Raw genomic sequence first — 18,889 nt, 5'->3', positions numbered from 1 at the left:
ATGATACAGTCAACCATATCATAGTTACTTAATATCAATCAATTTTTTTTATTTTTTTTATCAACAATCTTAAAGCAATAATACTCAACACCGAGGCCATTAAAAACCATTGTAGTGCATAGCCTAAATGCTTATCAGCACTGCCGTAAAAAGGCTGCCATTGCCTGAAAAAACCATCACTGGCTTTAATATCAAGACGTGCCAACATGGCAATAATTTTATAATTAGACAGCGTGGATAGTTCGTCCAAGTTCAAAGATTGAATTAATATCGGAAAATTTGACTTGATTGGTTGTTTTTTGAGTTTAATACGTTCAACAGGCTTAATCAACTCCACTTTAACAATTCTTGGCAAATTGTCTAGCTTGATATCAGTCAATTGTTCGCGCTTTCCATGCCAAGATACAAAGCCTCGATTTACTAAAATAGCAGTTTTATCACTTAACACAAATGGCGTAAGCACATAATAACCAGCATTACCTTTAACAATTTGATTGTCATAAATAAACTGTTTATTGGCGTCATAATGACCTTTTAGTAAAACTTGATAATATTCTTTATTTAATAGTTCATCTACGTTTGTTACCAATTGTACTGGACTTTGTTGTGCCAAGACAATCTCATGCTCAATTGCCCATTTTTCATCAGCACGCTCAAGTTGCCAAAATCCTAACGATACTAGCCCATAAATACTTAAAAGTATTAAAACTGCAGGTATAATGGTACGTTTAGTCACTAAAGTGTGGATGCGTCCATCATAACCACATTTGGTTCTATCCAACCCATAAATGCAGAAAACATAACTAAGATAAACAAGAATAAGGACAAGACCACACGTATCACTAATGATTTAAACATTTTATCTGAACCGGCTGACCCACCTCTAAGCATACCCCATAAACCTAAACCTAGTGCTATAAAAATAGTAACAATAATGGTGATAATAATAATTTGTGTCATTAAACTTCCTACACGATAAACAAAAGACCCTAAACTGAATTTTGTTTTCGATTCTATAACTAATTATAACCAGTATACAAAGATAAACAAACCCAGCCAAACCACATCTACAAAATGCCAATACCAAGCAACACCTTCAAAACCAAAATGACTGTTCGAACTAAAGTGCCCTTTTTGTACACGATAAAGAATAACCGTTAACATAAGCACGCCCACCGTTACATGAAAACCATGAAAGCCAGTTAGCATATAAAACGTTGATCCATAAATACCAGAGGTCAATTTTAGACCATCATGATATGCATGTCCATACTCAGTAATTTGAAAACCTAAAAATAAAACACCTAACACAATGGTGGCAATCAGCCAGCCAATAATTTTATTACGATGATCTGAGCGCAATGCATGGTGTGCAAACGTTAAAGTAGCGCCTGATAATAATAATAATGCAGTGTTAAGTGCTGGCAAGTCCCAAGCATCAACCAGTTGTGTTGGTATAGAAATCGTTATACCTGATTGTAAAATTGCACCCGGCGTGTTGAAGGCAATTTGCCGCCACGTTGCACTAAAACTATTCCATAACTCTGGAGTGAAAATATTATTATCTGCACCACCTAACCAGGGGACTGATAATTGCCTTGCATAAAATAACGCGCCAAAAAATGCGCCAAAAAACATCACCTCAGAAAAAATAAACCAACTCATACCCCAACGAAACGAGCGATCAACTTGGCTGTTGTATATTCCATTGGTACTTTCTTTCACAACTTGACCAAACCAGCCAAACAACATAAACACTAAAATAGCAAGCCCCAAAGCCATGATTGGCCCACCCCAACTAGCACCATGCATTTGATTAGCAAAACCTACAAATAAAGTAACGATACCAATTGAACCAATAATGGGCCAATAAGTGCCACTTGGCACATAATAATCTTGTTCGTTCATATTTTTTCCCCACTTTTTTAGCTCTTAAGTTTAAAAAAATTATAAGATAGACTCACATCTTTAATACGTTCGTCCAATTCTGGCTCAATTACAAATCGCAATGTCATCTCAACTTGCTCATGCGGTTTAAATACTTGTTTATTAAAACAAAAACACTCTAATTTTTTAAAATACAATGCAGCATCTGTCGGTGCAACACTAGGAATTGCTTGTCCGACAACAACCTCATCAGTATTATTTTTAGCAATATAGCTGGTGGTATAAAACCTACCAGGCACTACCTCCATTGAGCTTACTTTAGGCCCAAACTGGATTGGAAAGCCGCTCATTGTCATAGCAAAAAAACTAACCTCAATCTTCCGCGTCTCATCTACAACATACTTTTGTTCACTATCCACTCTGCCTGTTGTGCCATTAAATCCAGTAATTTCACAAAATACATCATAAATAGGAACCATTGCATAAGCAAAGAAAAACATCAGTATTGGAGCTATAACTAATTTTATCCAAAACTTTTTTGTTATCTTTTGCCTGCTTTCCATTTCAGCCATATAATACAATGGTTGCTACAAACACGATTATTACAATAGCACTAGTAATTGCCACAGTAATTGCCACACCTTGATTATTTTTATTTGCCATTAAGAGTGCTGAGATTCTTGCTCAATTAATGTTCTTGTTGGTGGCGTATTAAAACTATGATACTGTGCCTTAGGCTCTAAAGTCCATTCTAAACCTTTAGCGCCTTCCCAAGGGCGAGAATCTGCTGGTTTACCATTACGAATACAATCAATCACAATATAAGTGAATAGAATAAATGACGTGCCAAACGCAAAACCACCAATAGAAGAAATCATATTAAAATCAGCAAACTGCAATGAATAATCAGGAATACGCCTTGGCATGCCCGCCAAACCTAAAAAATGCTGAGGGAAGAACAATATATTCACTGAAATAACCGCCCACCAAAAATGCACCTTTGCTAAAGTTTCATTGTACATTTTTCCTGTCCATTTAGGCAACCAATAGAATGTTGCTGCAATAATAGACCATAATGCACCTGTCACCAATACGTAATGAAAATGCGCAACCACAAAATAAGTATCGTGATACTGAATATCAGCCGGTGCAATACCCAGCATTAAACCAGAAAAACCGCCAATCGTGAATAAGAATACAAATGAAATCGCCCATAACATTGGTGCTTCAAAGGTCATAGATCCACGCCACATAGTTGACACCCAGTTAAATATCTTAACACCCGTTGGTACAGCAATCAACATGGTTGCGTACATAAAATACAACTCACCTGCAACTGGCATACCAGTTAAAAACATATGGTGCGCCCACACAATATAGGATAAAAATGCAATCGACGCAGTAGCATAAACCATCGATGAATAACCAAATAAAGGCTTACGCGCAAAGGCTGGAACAATATGTGAAATCACACCAAACGCTGGTAAAATCATAATATAAACCTCAGGATGGCCAAAAAACCAAAAGATATGTTGAAACAATACTGGATCACCACCACCTGTTGCATCAAAAAATGCCGTACCAAAGTTACGATCTGTCAACATCATAGTAACTGCACCCGCAAGTACTGGCATCGCACCAATCAACAAAAATGAGGTAATTAACCATGTCCATACAAACAGTGGCATGTCCATGAGTTTCATTTCTAGTGCACGCATATTAAGCACAGTTGCAATAATATTAATCGCGCCCATAATAGATGAAAAGCCTAATAAATGCACCGCAAAAATAAAGAAATCGGTGCTATTTGGTGCAAACGTTGTTGATAATGGTGCATAAAACGTCCAACCAAATGCAGGTGCGCCACCTTCCATAAAAAACGTACTTAATAAAATGCCACCAGCAAATGGTAGAATCCAAAAAGACCAATTATTCATCCGTGGTAATGCCATATCAGGCGCGCCTATCATCATTGGAATGAGCCAATTACCCAAACCAACAAACGCTGGCATAATTGCACCAAATACCATAATCAAACCATGCATGGTTGTCATCTGATTAAAAAATTGTGGCTCAATCAGTTGCATGCCTGGTTGGAACAACTCCATACGAATGACCATTGCCATAGCACCACCAATAAGCACCATAGTAAATGCAAACCATAAATATAGTGAACCAATATCCTTGTGATTGGTCGTTTTAATCCACCTCATTAAGCCTTTTTCAGGACCGTGATGGTCGTTAGTGTAAGTTGTTGCTGTTGCTATTGCTGTTGTCATGATATTCTCCTATGTTCTTTAGTTATCGAGCCGCTTTAATTTGTGCTGGTTGAATTAAATCACCCATTTGATTGCCAAAAGCAGTTCTTTCAAAAGTAATTACCGCCGCAATATCAGCATCTCCTAGTATGTTTTTATAACTAGCCATTGCTGTTCCAGCTTTTCCATGTAAAACAATATTAATATGTTTTTTGATATCACCAGTTGCAATAGAACTACCTTTAAGTGCTGGAAAAACACCAGGAATACCTTTGCCGGTAATACCGTGACAACTAGAACAGTTTGTATTATAAACTTTTTGACCTAGGCTTATTAACTCTTCTTCACGCCAAGTTTTGTTTGACTTAGCAAGTGTTGCTGCTTTAGCTGCCTGTTGCTTTAATACCCACTTAGCGTAGTCTAATTTTGAAACCACATCAACCACAATTGGCATAAAACCGTGGTCTTTACCACAAAGCTCAGCACACTGGCCACGATAGGTGCCAACCTCATCAATTTGCGCCCATGCATCATTAATAAAACCTGGGTTAGCATCCTGCTTCACACCAAAATCAGGCACCCACCAATTGTGAATAACATCATTTGAGGTAATTAAAAAACGAATAGAAGTATCTACTGGCAATACCAAGTTATTGTCTACTTCTAATAAATAATTTTTACGCCTATTTCCAGAATAGATTACATCTTTAGAGTCTTGTTTAAGGTTAGAAATAAAACTAATGCCTTCCTTAGGATAATCGTATTGCCATTTCCACTGATGCCCTGTAATTTTAATGGTCATTTCTGCTTTAGCAGTATCTTCTAAATCAATCAGTACAGTCGAAGCAGGAATTGCCATTGATATTAAGATGATAATAGGAATACCCGTCCAAAGTAGTTCAGCCTTTGTACTTTCGTGAAAATTTGCAGCCACTGCACCTTGAGATTTACGATGTACAACCAGCGAATAAATCATAACACCAAACACAATAACGGCAATAGCAACACAAATCCAAAACACCATCATGTGCAAGCCATAAATATCACGACTAATTGAGGTAACCCCTTGCGTCATGTTAAAATCATACTCAGCAAATACATTTGCTGACATTATCGCAATCAACCCGCCCAATCGAGACGTCAATTTGCTCATAAATCTCTCCCTAAAAAATAAACAAATATCACAGATTATCTATGCATTGTTGTACTGAAAACTGTTACCATATGATACACAATTATTTTTCTCATTCACAAATAATAGTAAACTTCCTTGATTTGAGTCAATTATTTAACTATTTTCTTGACAGGTATAAAAAGGTCTGTTTTAATGTAGATGACATTGGATCTATTGAGGAAGTTAAAAAATGCTACAAACACAGCGGATGGCTAAAGGCCTAAATAAAAAAGCTCATATTAAACAAGTTAGTTATGGTGCGCCTTTTGTGTGGCTAAAACAAGGTGTAGAAGATTTTATAAAGTGTCCAACATTGGCATTATTTTATGGCGCACTATTTACTTCATTTACCTATTCTTACTGGAATTTTTTATCAAACTCACCGACACTTGGTGACCTTTCAGCTCCTTTATTAGCTATTGTAGTTATTATATTTGGCCCTATTTCCGCCATGGCCATGTATGACGCCTCAAAACGTTTATCTGCTGGAGAAAATCTTTCTCTTGGTTCTATACTAATGGTTATAAAGTCCGCTTTCAAGGCTAATGGCTCTTGTCCTTCACTATTTTTATCTGTAATTTTGATTGTATTAGCAATTATATGGATGGTGTTTACACCACTTATTTATGCAGTGCTTAACACCGACACTTTTGTTAACCAAAGCCAGACAATTATAGAAGCTATTTTGGCTGATATTAGTAATTTTAATAACCCATTATTTTTAATTGTTTATGGCATTTTCACTATTGCTATTGCTTGGATATCTTTCATGATTAGTTGGTTTTCTTTTCCTATGGTATTGGATCAAGATGTTGATCCATTCACAGCTGCTAATGCCAGCATTAGAACTGCATTAGCCAATAAAATTGTAATGTTAATATGGGTGCCAATTGTTGGTGTTATTGTTTTAGCCGGTTTATTAACGCCATATTTTATAGGCATGGTGGTTGCTGTCCCAATATTGGCTCACGCCACTTGGCATGCCTATAAATCTATGATTGGAAAAATAGAGTAACAACCAATTAAAAACGCTCCGTATTTCTTTTTAGAAACACTTTTACAAAAATCCTATTTTATAAAATATACAAGATGGTTTTTACGGTAATAAATGTTTAGAAAAATACTGCAAGTATCAATTATCTTAGCATTTATTGTTGTTATTCTAGGTGCCTACACACGTTTAAGTGACGCTGGATTAGGTTGCCCAGACTGGCCAGGGTGTTATGGTCAATTAAGTGTTCCTGATGTTAAAGATGGTACTACCATTCAAGGGTTTTCACGCCCATTAGAGGTTGCAAAAGGCTGGAAAGAAATGCTGCATCGTTATACTGCTTCCACACTTGGTCTGATAATACTTATCCTATTTTTCCTAGTACTAAAAGGCAAGCAACAACGCCATCAGTCATTAAAACTACCTGGATTTAATGCATTTTTTGTTATACTGCAAGGCGTATTTGGCATCTGGACCGTTACCCTATTGGTGCATCCTGTCATTGTCACTTTACATTTAATGGGTGGCTTTGTAACAACTACATTGCTAATTTGGATGCTACTTAACCAAAGCAAACCACCGGCAATCTACCAACACACCCTAAAAAAACATAAATTTATACTATTAATTACCCTGGGTGCACTGAGTTTGCAAATTGCCCTCGGTGGTTGGACTAGTACCAACTATGCAGCACTGTCTTGTGGCGAATACTTTCCAAAATGCTTGAATGTCTGGTGGCCCGATATGGATTTTTCTGGTGCATTGTACTGGGGTCCATTTGAGATCAATTATGAATACGGTATATTAGAAAACCCGGCACGTTCTGCCATTCAAATGATTCACCGTATTGGCGCCCTAATAACTACCATATTCATACTGCTACTTATTTATTTATTTAGAAATTACACTCACTTAAGGTCAAATTTAATATTAATTACTATTTTATTAACAATACAAATCACACTTGGTATTTTTAATGTCGTCCTTTTATTACCAATAATAATAGCGGTTTTGCATAATATAGTGGCATTATTATTGTTACTTAGTATTGTTAAACTTGTGCATAAAACCTTTAAAGTGCCGACATAAATAACTATCAAAAGGTATATTTATGAAAAACTTAATAAATCACAATAACAAACAATTTATCACTTATAGTGACAAATTGGACTGCACGAAAATTAAAAGAACACGTAATTTGCTCCTTGGACTAAGTGTCATTATGCTTATCTTGGCTTATTTTTTACTTTCCTCGCTCAATTACTAACAGACTTACAAGAATAAATTTCTCCTAGGATTTCTTTATATTTAAGCCAAAAATATCTGAAAATAGGTAAGGAAAAACAAGTGGACAATACTAATTTTGTTAACTAGATTATTAATCAATCCACACCAGGACCACGCTAAAGAAATGGCAATTACGCTTGATATCATTATTGAACAAGCTTAACTAAAGCAATACCAACTTAACAGCCGTTATTATTAAACCAATAAAAACAAAGGTCATAATTAGTCCAACAATAATGTAGGCCCATGGGCCTTGTTTTTCAGTACGCGCAAAGTCCTTAGCCAAGTCTTCTTTTTTACCCACGCCAATCATGGCAAATGTTACCGCTTTAAATACTTGCCCAAAACCTTTCATTTAAAAAACTTCCAAAGGCAATATTAGCCAATAATGATCAAATAATAGTGTAACAAATAACAACATTAAATAATTAATTGAATACACAAAAGTACACCAAGCAATTCTTTTATCATCTGGATTGTTATAAATCTTAATCGCATACATCAAAAATCTAATACCTAACGCTATTGCTACTACTAAATAAATAAGCCCTGACATACTCGCCAAATAAGGCAACAAACTAACTAACAACAATAACACTGTGTATAATAAAATCTGTGTTCTAGTATAGGCCAGTCCATGTGTTACTGGTAACATTGGCACGTCAACTTTTTTATATTCCTCAACCCGATGAATGGCCAATGCCCAAAAGTGTGGTGGCGTCCAAATAAAAACAATTAAAAACAACAAACAAGCATACTCAATACCTTGGGTGCCAGATACCGCTGTCCAACCTAGTACCGGAGGTGCTGCACCTGCTGCACCACCGATAACAATATTTTGCGGTGTTGCGCGTTTAAGATACAAGGTATAAATAATAGCATAGCCAATCAATGAAACGAATGTAAGCACCATGGTAATAGTATTAACAAACAATTGTAAAATACCAAGACCAACAAGTCCCAAAAATACGCCCCACATTAATGCTTGGTTTCTGCTTACTTTTCCTTGTGGCAAAGGACGTTTGTTAGTTCGAGACATTTGAGCGTCAATCTGTTCATCAACCACATGATTAAACACTGCAGCTGAAGCAGCTGCCATACTAATACCAATTGAAGCACTCAGCACCAACAATCCATTAGGTAAATACGGCGCAGGTACAGCTAAAAACATACCCACCTCTGCCGTCAACAATATCAATGCCACTACTTTAAGTTTACACAGAGCTAGTAAGTCACTGATTAAAGGTATTATCATCTCTTATTAGCCAATACGTGAATACTTAAATAGGCGTTTTAAATCTTTAATAACACGCTTAATATCTAAATTTTTAGAATTGTAACGCAGCATCATATTACCAAGTGGATCAATCAAAAATAAACTATTTTCTGGAAACTGATTCAGTTGTCGATTAAACACCTCACTAGCATATCCAACTAATATATCTACTTGTTGCGTTTTGGCTTTGTTTGTTATTAACAGCAAATTTTGAATACGGCGCATGTCTTCATTCATCAAAATACGAACAGTCCTCATATCTTGTAATACTTTTATACAAATATTGTCACATTTTTTAGTTGTGTAGGTCAATGTCCATAAACCTTGCAAGCCACTTTGGGTGTCAATAAAAGTAATATCTTGTTTTGTAGTGGTAATAATAGGATTAACAAACTCACCATAATTAACCGTATGTTGAGTAAAAAAAGTAGGACTTAAGTAAAAGAAAGCCGTTCCAAAAGCAATTGGCAATACAAAGGATGCCAACAATATCCACAATTCTTTCTTAGAGTTCATAAAAATCTTATGCGTATAAAACGCTTAATAATACACTTAAAAATACTGAGAAACTAAAAAACCAAGTATTATAGTCTGACTTCTATACCATTTTCTTGCATGGCTTGTTTGGCTTGTTGTATCGTATACTCACCAAAATGAAAAATACTAGCTGCCAACACTGCATCAGCACCACCTTGTAACACACCCTCAGACAAATGTTCTAAATTACCCACACCACCAGAGGCAATAATAGGCACATCCACCGCATCAGAAGCTGCCTTAGTGAGTAACAAATCAAAGCCTGTCTTGACGCCATCACAATCCATTGAAGTAAGCAGCACCTCACCAGCACCATTGTCACCTTTCGTCATTTTAACCGCCCACTCAATAGCATCAATACCTGTAGATTTTCGTCCACCATGAGTAAATATTTCCCATTTATTGTCAGAAACTTTTTTTGCATCAATCGCAATCACAATGCATTGTGAGCCAAATTCTTCACTCAACTGATTGATTAGATTGGGATTAAAAATAGCAGCAGAATTAATGGCAACTTTGTCTGCTCCAGCATTTAACATCGCACGAACATCCACCGCCTTACGAATGCCACCACCCACAGTCAGTGGAATAAATACTTGCTCAGCAATCGCCTCAACCATATGTATCATAGTATCTCTACCTTCAATTGATGCAGTAATGTCTAAAAAAGTAATCTCATCAGCACACTCAAAGTCATAACGCTTAGCCACCTCAACTGGATCGCCTGCATCTTTAATATCAACAAACTTAGTGCCTTTAACCACGCGACCGTTACACACATCAAGACAAGGGATAATTCTTTTTGCTAAAGGCATTTTTAAATTCTATTTTGCCAAAAATCAGGTGTTTTATGTTGATACCCAATAGCAACAATTAATATATCTATTTTTTCTAAAATAATATGCAAAATTTTATGTTAAAAATTGGTATTAATACTATATTATATACTTCAATACCTGTCTAGAACAGACAGGACTAATCTAGCTTGCTGCGCTTCATAATACTTTACTGAACCATCTAATTTTATTTTTTCTTGTTTCAAATATTTAATACTCATCAGTAAAAAAATTCTTCAAACGCAACTTCCATCTGATCTACCTTACAAGATTCCAACCTTGTATTAACTTTTTTACAAGCATCTCTAACTGCTACGTCCTGCTTTATACGATGCTTTTTTGCCAACCAAGAAGAATTTAAGCGCTTATATGAGCAATACGAATTTAAGCTTTTAATAATACATTAACCACACAAACTTATCAATTACACTTAAATGCAACGCCTTGTTTAAAATCTCATTGTTATTCATTTTTCTTATCCATTGTAAAAATATCTTAAATTATAACTGATTCTAAAACCAAAGACTCTCCATTGTATCCGTCTATAATGATTGCACTTTTACCTATAATTTGTCCCCGTTCATTTTACTTTTATCAAAAATGAAGAAAAGGTAATAACTTCTGAACTTATACAGATTTCTGCATTTAATTTAGCTTATTCCTGTATTTTTTAAGAAAACCAAAGAAAAATATTGAATAAATTACACTCTGACCTTATTTACAATTTCTCTGAATCATCAATAACTAGGCATTACCCAAAAACAAAGTAAACAAACACCTTTAAAATTCGTTTAAGTAAAAAATAATCAAATTAACACCTTCAAGAGACGCCTAGTCTTTTAGAAGCCTAACATTAAAGCCGTAATTCTTAATGAGTAGCTCCGCATTTGAGTATAACCGTAGACAGATTATGGTGCCCCATTCTCAGCAGAATTCCACAAAAACACGCATATCTTGACCGGAAAAGGTGTACCATGCTGCCCACTAAACACGTCTCAACCACTACTTCCTCTTCTACCTTAAATTGCGTACTTTGGCTTGTGTGTACCTAGTCCTCAATTGTTTTGCCCTGCTGTACTCACCCAGTACGTCTTCCAAAGTCTTTTAGTCGTATGAATAGTAGCTACTATTATGCCTACTTGAAATACCTCAATAGTATTTTGAATGCTGATATTACCACGTCCATCAATATCAGTCATATCAACCACTAAAATATTAATGGTGTACAATGTGACATCGCCTGAATTTTTTTCAAAAAGTGAACTTATTATCAACATCAAACCAATATTATCTTGGGGTATTGACATACTTCTGAGTGTTCAAATCAATTGGAATGATACTGCTAAATTCAACACCACTTAATCACTCGTGTGTTCTTAGTCGTCATGACAGACGTACTTGACAATGTTTACAATAGGTTTGCTATTTTCTGCCTTAAGCGCCACTTGCTAATCGATAAGCAACACCTGATAAAAGATATGGCACTTATCTTAAGTTCTCCTGAACCTTAATAATCAACTGCAACACATAGCACAGAAACATTCATTGTAACCTCTGTTGCTTCATCTATATAAATATCCGCCTGTACAAGTTATAATAATCAATCCAGTAATATACAGCAAACATTGTCATCACTATCAGTAGTACTAGTATTTATAAATATGAATTTTGTTAGGACTCAATCTAAGAAAATTCATCTTACTACTGGTTTTCAAGGGCTTATCAGTAATCGCAAAATTGATGAACTACTCGTTGTCATTAAAGGACAATTTAAAATTTAACTTGTCATAGTTTACACTCCGGGTAGTATTAGAATCTTCTTGCCAAAATTAAAAACTAATTGAAAGGGTAAGCTCAATCTCCATACATTGGATGTTGTCTCCAGCTTTAACATCCAAAAGTAATACGTGCCTTTGATTTTTTCCTAAGGAGAGCAATGGGTTTGTACAGTGAGCTGAATATCATAACCTGTCAAGGTTTACTCAAAGCAATCGCCAATGAATTTTTATCTGAAAACGGATCATAAATATTAATATCGCTACTAAAATTGGTACATTGATACTCTAAGCCGATGCTTAAACATATGTACAGATTTGATTTCAAAATCGATAAACATATCATAGCCTTGGACTATGTAACGCTTACCAATACTTAAATTAATGGATTTTAATATGATAATCTATCTCTTTTGAATTAAGTTCTTAAATGCTGATTTACATGCTACCAGAACTAGACTAATTGAAAAATTTATTAGCTTTATCGTTAATTAAACTTTCGGCTTTATTTTTTAGATTGACATTATCTGAGTCTGTAGAATCTAGAGCACTACACATTATGGTACTATTGTTTTGTTGTCTTTTTTTAAACAATGACTGTACTGTTGAGGTTATAAGTATATTGTGTATTTAAGTCTAAGTAGGTAAATTTATCAAGGGATTGTGTTTCAATAGTAAGTAAAAACACTGAAGATTATGGAACTAAATTAAAAAAATATGTGTTAGAAGCTTGTAGGTATTTTTGAAAGTGCTTGTTACTAGATTTTGTAACATTGGATATTTTTCTTGTATTTGTAAGTGTTTTTAACAATTAGCAGTAGATTATATTTTTTAAAAAGTATTTTCTTTTTCCAAAGTAGGTTTTGGACTGTTATGCTCTGTATAGGTATAATTCAGCTTGTTATGAGCACGCTTAAACACATCGCAATTATTATGGACGGCAACGGTCGTTGGGCATCAAAACACTCTTTGCCTCGTATTCTAGGACATCAACAAGGGATTAAAGCGGTGCATGGTGTTGTTAAAGCTTGTGTAATACGTGGTATTAAAACACTTACTTTATTTGCTTTTAGCAGTGAGAATAAAAATCGTTCGACTGAAGAAGTCTCTTTGTTGTTTAAGCTATTTCTTGGCGTGCTTAAACAAGAGGTTAAAAAACTCAATGAGCACAATATTAGACTAAAAATAATTGGTGATATGTCCTTATTTCCTGCCAAAATACAACAAACGGCACTTGATGCACAGGCACTACTCGCTAGCAATATTGGCTTAACGCTAGTAATTGCAGCTAATTATGGTGGTCAATGGGATATTGCTCAGGCAGCAGCTAAAATAGCAAAAGCAGCTATTGATGGCGACATAAAAGCTAGCAATATTAATATAGATAGCTTTTCACAATATCTGTCATTAGCCGATGAACCAAATGTTGATTTGTTAATTCGCACCAGTGGAGAACTTAGGATTAGTAATTTTTTACTGTGGGATATTGCTTATAGTGAGTTTTATTTCACAGAAACACTATGGCCAGATTTTAATGAATTTGAATTAAACAAAGCCATCAACAACTTTAATAATCGTAATCGACGTTTTGGCATAAGACTTAAAGAAAAATCATGCTAAAACAAAGAATCATTACCGCTTTCATTTTAGCGCCATTATTTGTTTGGGCAATATTCTCCATGTCCAGTCATTACTTTACACAATTGCTTTTAATTTTTGTTGCACTTGGCGCATGGGAATTCTCATATTTAATTAAATTTAAGCGCTTAATTGCTAGACTATTATTGGTGGTTGGTATTATTGCATGCGCTCTCATCATCCAAAACAACGTACAAATTATTGAGTTTGTGCTTTACTTATCTATTTTATGGTGGATAGTTAATTTATACTGGATATTAAGCTATCCCAATAAAACCAATCTGTGGTTTAATCCGTTTATTGTTCGTGTCATAAGTGGCGTATTGTTATTAGTACCTATGTGGGTTGCATTAATTACTTTACAACAACAATATGGCGCTAAATATTTCTTGTTACTCATGCTAATTATTTGGGGTGCTGATTCTGGCGCTTATTTTGTCGGAAAAGCAATTGGTAAACGGAAACTAGCACCAAAAGTAAGTCCAGGAAAATCAATCGAGGGCATGATTGGTGGCATTGGTGTTGCCTTAGTGGTGATGGTTATGTTTTTACAATATCAAAATATAGCTACCAAACAATATTTGAGTTATTTACTATTAACCATTATAGTTGCTAGTGTGTCAGTATTAAGTGATTTATTTGAAAGCTTATTTAAACGTATCTCAAATATTAAAGACAGTGGACAAATTCTGCCTGGACATGGTGGCATTCTAGACCGAATTGACTCGCTCACAGCGGCGGCACCATTCTTTCTACTGGGACTTGACTTAATATGAAAAATATAACCCTGCTTGGTGCGACTGGATCTATCGGTAAAAGCACTTTGTCGGTGGTAGATTTACACTCTGATAAATTTAACATTTTTACTCTAAGTGCCAATACCAACTGGCAATTAATGCTTGAACTGTGTAACAAATATCAACCTAATTATGCAATCATGGTAGACGAGTCGTCTGCTGAAAAATTATCAACCATCATTACGACTGATACACAAATACTTAGTGGTACTCAAGCGCTAGATAAAGTTGTTGCTCATCAAGATACCGACTTTGTTATGGCTGCTATTGTGGGCACTGCTGGCATGTCCTCAGCACTTTGCGCCGTTAAAGCAGGTAAGCGCATTATGCTTGCAAATAAAGAATCGTTAATATTGGCAGGTGATATTTTTATGAAAGCAGTAGAAGAATTTAATGCCGAACTGATTCCTGTTGATTCAGAGCATAGCGCAATTTTCCAATGTCTACAAAGTGGTAGATCAGGCTTAAACAAAATCCAGTTAACTGCCAGTGGTGGCCCATTTTTGCATACACCGATTAGCAAATTTAAATACATCACCCCAAATCAGGCCTGTGCACATCCAAACTGGTCAATGGGGCGTAAGATTTCGGTTGATTCTGCCACTATGATGAACAAAGGGCTGGAAGTGATTGAGGCCTATTACTTATTTTCACTTACACCAGAACAAATTGATGTGGTGGTACACCCGCAAAGCATTGTGCACTCATCAGTCTATTATAAAGACGGCTCAACATTATCTCAATTAGGTAAACCAGATATGCGTACAGTTATCTCATATGCCATGAGTTATCCACAACGTATTAACTCTGGTGTTACTGCGCTTGACTTGACTAATACTCCTGCCTTAGAGTTTTATCAGCCAGATTTTGAAAAATTTACTTGCCTAAAACTAGCCTTTGAAACGCTAAATAAGGGTGGCAACGCTATGATTACCATGAATGCAGCCAATGAAATTGCAGTTGAATATTTTCTTAATCATCAAATCAACTTTCTAGATATACCAAAAATTATTGACCAAACACTAAGTGCCATGAAACACACAACACCAAACTCTTTAGAGGAGGTTGTCAATAACGACCTTGTTGCTCGTGAAATGACCCGTGAAATAATCAAGCAATATGGGTAAGCTCTATACAAATATATTACTAATATTGATATCTTTTAGCATAGCATCTGCTTATGCTAACAACAACGCATATCACTTTACTATTAAGCGTGGTGACTCGCTAAGCCAATATTTTTCCAAGCTTGGACTGTCTAGTCGGTTGCTAGCTAATCTGCTTTTTGCCAATAAAAACAATAAAAAGCTTAACCAGCTTACTATTGGTCATAAGCTAACCATTAGGCTGAGTAATAATCGACAGTTTAAATCCCTAACTTATCAGTTAAATCGTAAAACGAACCTAAATGTTATACTTAACAACAATTATTTTTCCACTATTCTCAAAAAACAATCTAAACAAATACCTATTAATTTGTCCATAACAGTGGTTAGAATTAACCACTCCTTTGGTGTTGATGCGCAAAAAGAAGGGATTGGTTTTAGCACTATCAATCTCATTGTTAAAGCGCTTTCACGGCAACTAAACTTTAATACAGACCTTAAAAAGGGCGACCGATTTATCATTGTTAATAATGATAATATCAAACCAGTGGCTATCATTTACCAAAGTATTATCAAAAATAAATCCATTGAGGCATTTGCTTATAAAAATAAACATGGACATACCGGTTATTTTGATCGTTTTGGCCACTCCCTGAGTTCATCTTTTTTAAAAGCACCTTTAAAATACAAGCGTATCAGCTCTAAATTTCAACTCAGACGTTACCACCCAATCTTAAAAACTTGGCGTCCCCATCGGGCCGTTGATTATGCAGCCAACTATGGTACGCCTGTTTATTCTACTGCCAATGGCATAATCACCACTAAAGATAAAAAAGGTGCACTTGGCAAGGTCGTCATTATTCAACATGGTTTTGATTACGTCACTGTTTATGCACATTTATCAAAATATGCCAATAACCTGTACAAAGATAAAAAGGTTAAAAAAGGTCAAATAATTGGCTATGTAGGCTCAACAGGACGCTCAACAGGTCCACACCTTCATTATGAGTTACATTACAAAGGTAAAAGAAGAAACCCTCTCACTTATAAACTACCCGCACAAAAAGGTATTAGCCGTGCCAATCTACAGGACTTTAAAATCAAAGTTAATAAGATTTTATCTAGTTTATAGTTTGAATATAAATTCAAACACGCCAGATAGGTGGATTAAGGTCAGATAAATAATCTAGCTTTATATATTACTTTTTGATATATCTACGGTCTCTGCAATACGGTTTAATATTATATTTTTTAGTGCAAAATACAAACAATTTATTACGAATAATAGTTGTTATTAATGCAGATTTTGCATTGTCATGCACTTCAAAAGACTCTTCAAAAAATTTGATACCAAAAACTCATTTTTAATAAAACCATCATTGCCATCAAACAAATTTAAGACATACTCATACATGGCATAGAAATCACCTAAATTAAAAGAACCTTAAAACAAAAAAGACTGTCCCCTTGCTGCATTGCTCGAACCAATTTCATGGTCAATTTTAATAAATCGTAATACACCTTATAACAACGTTAAGGCAATTACTGAAGGCTGTATACGCAAATAATAAGAATTTGCAAACCTAGCCATATATTTGATTAAAATGATACTTAAATTAAGCAACTTACGCACACGTAAACCATGGGAACACTATTTAACACAAACCTAAGCCTACCACTAATTCAAAAAGGCAAAGTTAGAGATATTTATGACATTGATGATAAACGCATGCTAATTGTTACCACCGACCGACTCAGTGCCTTTGATGTTATTTTTGACGATCCTATTACCAATAAAGGTATCATCTTAACCGAGATAGCAAATTTTTGGTTTGAAAAAACCAGGCATATCATACCTAACCACTTAACCCTTGAGCCACTTGATAGTATTCTAAATACCAAAGAAGCAACTCTAATCAAAGGTCGTGGTATTATTGTCAAAAAACTCAACCCACTTGCTATTGAGGCTATTGTTCGTGGCTACATTATTGGCTCTAGTTGGAAAGACTATCAACAAACAGGCAAGGTTTGTGGCATAAAACTACCCACCAATCTACAACTAGCCGAAAAGTTACCTAAAGCATTCTACACCCCTTCCACAAAAGCAAATTTAGGCGAACATGATGCTAATATTGATTTTGATAAAACGGTTAAAATTTTAGGTCAAGGCCTAGCTGAACAAGTCAAGCAAGTAAGTCTTAAAATTTATCAATTTGCTACTAATTATGCTTTAGAGCGTGACATTATTATCGCTGACACCAAATTTGAATTTGGTTTGGATGAACACAATCAATTAACCTTAATGGACGAAGTACTAACACCTGATTCATCACGCTTTTGGTCAAAGATTGATTATCAAGTAGGCACTAGCCAAAAAAGTTTTGACAAGCAAATTGTGCGTGATTATCTAGAAACACTAGATTGGAACAAGAGCCCGCCTGCATCAACACTACCACAATCCATTATTCAACAAATCGCTAACAAATACAAAGAAGTTCAGCAACGATTGATGCAAGATTAAAAACCATGCAAATTAATGGACTTATTGCAAAAATGCATACCCACTTAAATAGTGGTGTAGTACAGTATCAACTGCCAATGGGTGATAAATTGCTAAATATGAATGATTTAATCAATCAATCAATTAGCCTTGAATTTAATGGTGAAATTGTTTGCTCAAATTGCAAAGAACGTACCAATAAAAGTTACTCTCAAGGATTTTGCTATCCTTGTTGTCAACGTTTAGCCAGATGTGATTTGTGTATTATGAAACCTGAAACTTGCCATCATCACCTTGGTACGTGCCGTGAACCACAATGGGGGTTAAATAATTGCTTTAATCCGCATATTGTTTATTTAGCCAATTCATCTGGGATAAAGGTTGGTATTACTCGTAAAAGCAACATTCCTAGCCGTTGGATTGATCAAGGAGCAATTACTGCACTGCCAATACTTGAGATGAATAATCGACTCAAATCAGGCAAAATTGAAATGGCACTTAAAGATTATGTCAATGATAAAACCAACTGGAGAAAAATGCTAAAAAACGAGGTGGAACACACCAATTTAAGTACAAAACGCGATGATTTGTTCAAAACAATATCTCACTTAATTGATACTTTGAGCGCAATCATGCTAGATAATGAAGCTCTAGAAATTAACTACCCTGTGGTAAAATACCCTAGCAAAATTAGCTCATTAAATTTTGATAAAACCCCTAAAATTGAAGGTATTTTGCAAGGCATTAAAGGACAATACTTATTGCTTGATACGGGTGTGTTAAACATTAGAAAATTTAGCTCATATCATATTACATTAATTTATTAG

At 35.2% G+C, this 18,889-nt stretch carries 19 protein-coding genes; 8 read left to right on the top strand and 11 right to left on the bottom strand.

The window, feature by feature from the left end; all coding sequences use genetic code 11:
- Nucleotides 1-34 precede the first annotated feature (34 nt).
- The 6 genes from RMAG_RS00210 to coxB all read right to left on the bottom strand — a co-directional run bounded on the left by RMAG_RS00210 (nucleotide 35) and on the right by coxB (nucleotide 5,298).
- Nucleotides 35-781 (bottom strand): SURF1 family protein, encoded by a 747-nt coding sequence (locus RMAG_RS00210; RefSeq protein WP_011737467.1) that lies wholly within the window; start codon nucleotides 779-781, stop codon nucleotides 35-37.
- Entirely contained in the window at nucleotides 736-960 is a 225-nt protein-coding gene (locus tag RMAG_RS00205; protein WP_024792079.1) for a DUF2909 family protein, read from the bottom strand. Before RMAG_RS00205 ends, RMAG_RS00210 begins: the two co-directional genes overlap by 46 nt.
- Before the next feature lie 63 nt (nucleotides 961-1,023).
- Complete coding sequence (locus RMAG_RS00200) at nucleotides 1,024-1,908, bottom strand: cytochrome c oxidase subunit 3 (RefSeq protein ID WP_011737466.1); 885 nt, start codon at nucleotides 1,906-1,908, stop codon at nucleotides 1,024-1,026.
- Between the two features lie 17 nt (nucleotides 1,909-1,925).
- Nucleotides 1,926-2,450 (bottom strand): cytochrome c oxidase assembly protein, encoded by a 525-nt coding sequence (locus RMAG_RS00195; RefSeq protein WP_034415726.1) that lies wholly within the window; start codon nucleotides 2,448-2,450, stop codon nucleotides 1,926-1,928.
- 99 nt (nucleotides 2,451-2,549) lie between these two features.
- Nucleotides 2,550-4,166 (bottom strand): cytochrome c oxidase subunit I, encoded by a 1,617-nt coding sequence (gene ctaD / locus RMAG_RS00190; protein WP_011737464.1) that lies wholly within the window; start codon nucleotides 4,164-4,166, stop codon nucleotides 2,550-2,552.
- A gap of 22 nt (nucleotides 4,167-4,188) precedes the next feature.
- Nucleotides 4,189-5,298, bottom strand: coding sequence for a cytochrome c oxidase subunit II (gene coxB, locus RMAG_RS00185; protein WP_024792080.1), 1,110 nt, complete (start codon nucleotides 5,296-5,298; stop codon nucleotides 4,189-4,191).
- 211 nt (nucleotides 5,299-5,509) lie between these two features.
- Between coxB and RMAG_RS00180 the strand changes: the two genes are divergently transcribed.
- Together RMAG_RS00180 and RMAG_RS00175 are read left to right on the top strand one after the other, a co-directional pair.
- Complete coding sequence (locus RMAG_RS00180) at nucleotides 5,510-6,334, top strand: DUF2189 domain-containing protein (protein WP_011737462.1); 825 nt, start codon at nucleotides 5,510-5,512, stop codon at nucleotides 6,332-6,334.
- A 93-nt stretch (nucleotides 6,335-6,427) separates the two neighbouring features.
- Nucleotides 6,428-7,399 (top strand): COX15/CtaA family protein, encoded by a 972-nt coding sequence (locus RMAG_RS00175; RefSeq protein ID WP_011737461.1) that lies wholly within the window; start codon nucleotides 6,428-6,430, stop codon nucleotides 7,397-7,399.
- Nucleotides 7,400-7,760: 361 nt separating this feature from the next.
- Here RMAG_RS00175 and RMAG_RS00170 read toward each other — a convergent pair whose 3' ends face one another.
- The 5 genes from RMAG_RS00170 to RMAG_RS00150 form a co-directional block, all read right to left on the bottom strand.
- The gene (locus tag RMAG_RS00170) at nucleotides 7,761-7,952 is read right to left on the bottom strand and encodes a DUF2970 domain-containing protein (RefSeq protein ID WP_011737460.1); all 192 of its coding nucleotides are present in this window, start codon (nucleotides 7,950-7,952) and stop codon (nucleotides 7,761-7,763) included.
- Nucleotides 7,953-8,852: a heme o synthase gene (gene cyoE / locus RMAG_RS00165; RefSeq protein ID WP_011737459.1), complete on the bottom strand. Its 900-nt coding sequence runs from the start codon at nucleotides 8,850-8,852 to the stop codon at nucleotides 7,953-7,955.
- A gap of 6 nt (nucleotides 8,853-8,858) precedes the next feature.
- Entirely contained in the window at nucleotides 8,859-9,389 is a 531-nt protein-coding gene (locus tag RMAG_RS00160; protein ID WP_011737458.1) for a hypothetical protein, read from the bottom strand.
- A gap of 68 nt (nucleotides 9,390-9,457) precedes the next feature.
- Nucleotides 9,458-10,225 (bottom strand): imidazole glycerol phosphate synthase subunit HisF, encoded by a 768-nt coding sequence (gene hisF, locus RMAG_RS00155; RefSeq protein ID WP_011737457.1) that lies wholly within the window; start codon nucleotides 10,223-10,225, stop codon nucleotides 9,458-9,460.
- 1,076 nt (nucleotides 10,226-11,301) lie between these two features.
- Nucleotides 11,302-11,553, bottom strand: a complete 252-nt coding sequence (locus tag RMAG_RS00150) for a hypothetical protein (protein WP_041194912.1) — start codon at nucleotides 11,551-11,553, stop codon at nucleotides 11,302-11,304.
- Between the two features lie 1,371 nt (nucleotides 11,554-12,924).
- Here RMAG_RS00150 and uppS point away from each other — a divergent pair.
- The 6 genes from uppS to RMAG_RS00120 all read left to right on the top strand — a co-directional run bounded on the left by uppS (nucleotide 12,925) and on the right by RMAG_RS00120 (nucleotide 18,889).
- A complete protein-coding gene (gene uppS / locus RMAG_RS00145) occupies nucleotides 12,925-13,641 on the top strand; it encodes a polyprenyl diphosphate synthase (protein ID WP_034415696.1) in 717 nt (238 codons plus the stop codon).
- Nucleotides 13,635-14,435 carry a phosphatidate cytidylyltransferase gene (locus tag RMAG_RS00140; RefSeq protein ID WP_011737455.1) on the top strand — a complete coding sequence of 267 codons (801 nt, stop codon included), beginning with the start codon at nucleotides 13,635-13,637 and terminating at the stop codon, nucleotides 14,433-14,435. The genes uppS and RMAG_RS00140 overlap by 7 nt, the downstream gene beginning before the upstream one ends.
- On the top strand, nucleotides 14,432-15,583 hold the full coding sequence (gene ispC, locus RMAG_RS00135; RefSeq protein WP_011737454.1) for a 1-deoxy-D-xylulose-5-phosphate reductoisomerase: 1,152 nt from the start codon (nucleotides 14,432-14,434) through the stop codon (nucleotides 15,581-15,583). Before RMAG_RS00140 ends, ispC begins: the two co-directional genes overlap by 4 nt.
- Nucleotides 15,576-16,694, top strand: a complete 1,119-nt coding sequence (locus RMAG_RS00130; protein ID WP_011737453.1) for a M23 family metallopeptidase — start codon at nucleotides 15,576-15,578, stop codon at nucleotides 16,692-16,694. Before ispC ends, RMAG_RS00130 begins: the two co-directional genes overlap by 8 nt.
- Before the next feature lie 510 nt (nucleotides 16,695-17,204).
- Complete coding sequence (locus tag RMAG_RS00125; protein WP_011737452.1) at nucleotides 17,205-18,083, top strand: phosphoribosylaminoimidazolesuccinocarboxamide synthase; 879 nt, start codon at nucleotides 17,205-17,207, stop codon at nucleotides 18,081-18,083.
- A 5-nt stretch (nucleotides 18,084-18,088) separates the two neighbouring features.
- Nucleotides 18,089-18,889, top strand: coding sequence for a DUF2797 domain-containing protein (locus tag RMAG_RS00120; RefSeq protein ID WP_024792084.1), 801 nt, complete (start codon nucleotides 18,089-18,091; stop codon nucleotides 18,887-18,889).

The sequence above is a fragment of the Candidatus Ruthia magnifica str. Cm (Calyptogena magnifica) genome, assembly GCF_000015105.1.
GTDB lineage: Bacteria > Pseudomonadota > Gammaproteobacteria > PS1 > Pseudothioglobaceae > Ruthia > Ruthia magnifica.
This window is presented reverse-complemented; position numbering and strand designations above follow the sequence as displayed.

Excerpts from the sequence above, each read along its gene's own strand:
- RMAG_RS00205 (WP_024792079.1), bottom strand. The coding sequence starts at position 960 with ATGACACAAATTATTATTATCACCATTATTGTTACTATTTTTATAGCA.
- RMAG_RS00200 (WP_011737466.1), bottom strand. The coding sequence starts at position 1,908 with ATGAACGAACAAGATTATTATGTGCCAAGTGGCACTTATTGGCCCATT.
- RMAG_RS00195 (WP_034415726.1), bottom strand. The coding sequence starts at position 2,450 with ATGGAAAGCAGGCAAAAGATAACAAAAAAGTTTTGGATAAAATTAGTT.
- ctaD (WP_011737464.1), bottom strand. The coding sequence starts at position 4,166 with ATGACAACAGCAATAGCAACAGCAACAACTTACACTAACGACCATCAC.
- coxB (WP_024792080.1), bottom strand. The coding sequence starts at position 5,298 with ATGAGCAAATTGACGTCTCGATTGGGCGGGTTGATTGCGATAATGTCA.
- RMAG_RS00180 (WP_011737462.1), top strand. The coding sequence starts at position 5,510 with ATGCTACAAACACAGCGGATGGCTAAAGGCCTAAATAAAAAAGCTCAT.
- RMAG_RS00175 (WP_011737461.1), top strand. The coding sequence starts at position 6,428 with ATGTTTAGAAAAATACTGCAAGTATCAATTATCTTAGCATTTATTGTT.
- RMAG_RS00170 (WP_011737460.1), bottom strand. The coding sequence starts at position 7,952 with ATGAAAGGTTTTGGGCAAGTATTTAAAGCGGTAACATTTGCCATGATT.
- cyoE (WP_011737459.1), bottom strand. The coding sequence starts at position 8,852 with ATGATAATACCTTTAATCAGTGACTTACTAGCTCTGTGTAAACTTAAA.
- RMAG_RS00160 (WP_011737458.1), bottom strand. The coding sequence starts at position 9,389 with ATGAACTCTAAGAAAGAATTGTGGATATTGTTGGCATCCTTTGTATTG.
- hisF (WP_011737457.1), bottom strand. The coding sequence starts at position 10,225 with ATGCCTTTAGCAAAAAGAATTATCCCTTGTCTTGATGTGTGTAACGGT.
- RMAG_RS00150 (WP_041194912.1), bottom strand. The coding sequence starts at position 11,553 with ATGTCAATACCCCAAGATAATATTGGTTTGATGTTGATAATAAGTTCA.
- uppS (WP_034415696.1), top strand. The coding sequence starts at position 12,925 with ATGAGCACGCTTAAACACATCGCAATTATTATGGACGGCAACGGTCGT.
- RMAG_RS00140 (WP_011737455.1), top strand. The coding sequence starts at position 13,635 with ATGCTAAAACAAAGAATCATTACCGCTTTCATTTTAGCGCCATTATTT.
- ispC (WP_011737454.1), top strand. The coding sequence starts at position 14,432 with ATGAAAAATATAACCCTGCTTGGTGCGACTGGATCTATCGGTAAAAGC.
- RMAG_RS00130 (WP_011737453.1), top strand. The coding sequence starts at position 15,576 with ATGGGTAAGCTCTATACAAATATATTACTAATATTGATATCTTTTAGC.
- RMAG_RS00125 (WP_011737452.1), top strand. The coding sequence starts at position 17,205 with ATGGGAACACTATTTAACACAAACCTAAGCCTACCACTAATTCAAAAA.
- RMAG_RS00120 (WP_024792084.1), top strand. The coding sequence starts at position 18,089 with ATGCAAATTAATGGACTTATTGCAAAAATGCATACCCACTTAAATAGT.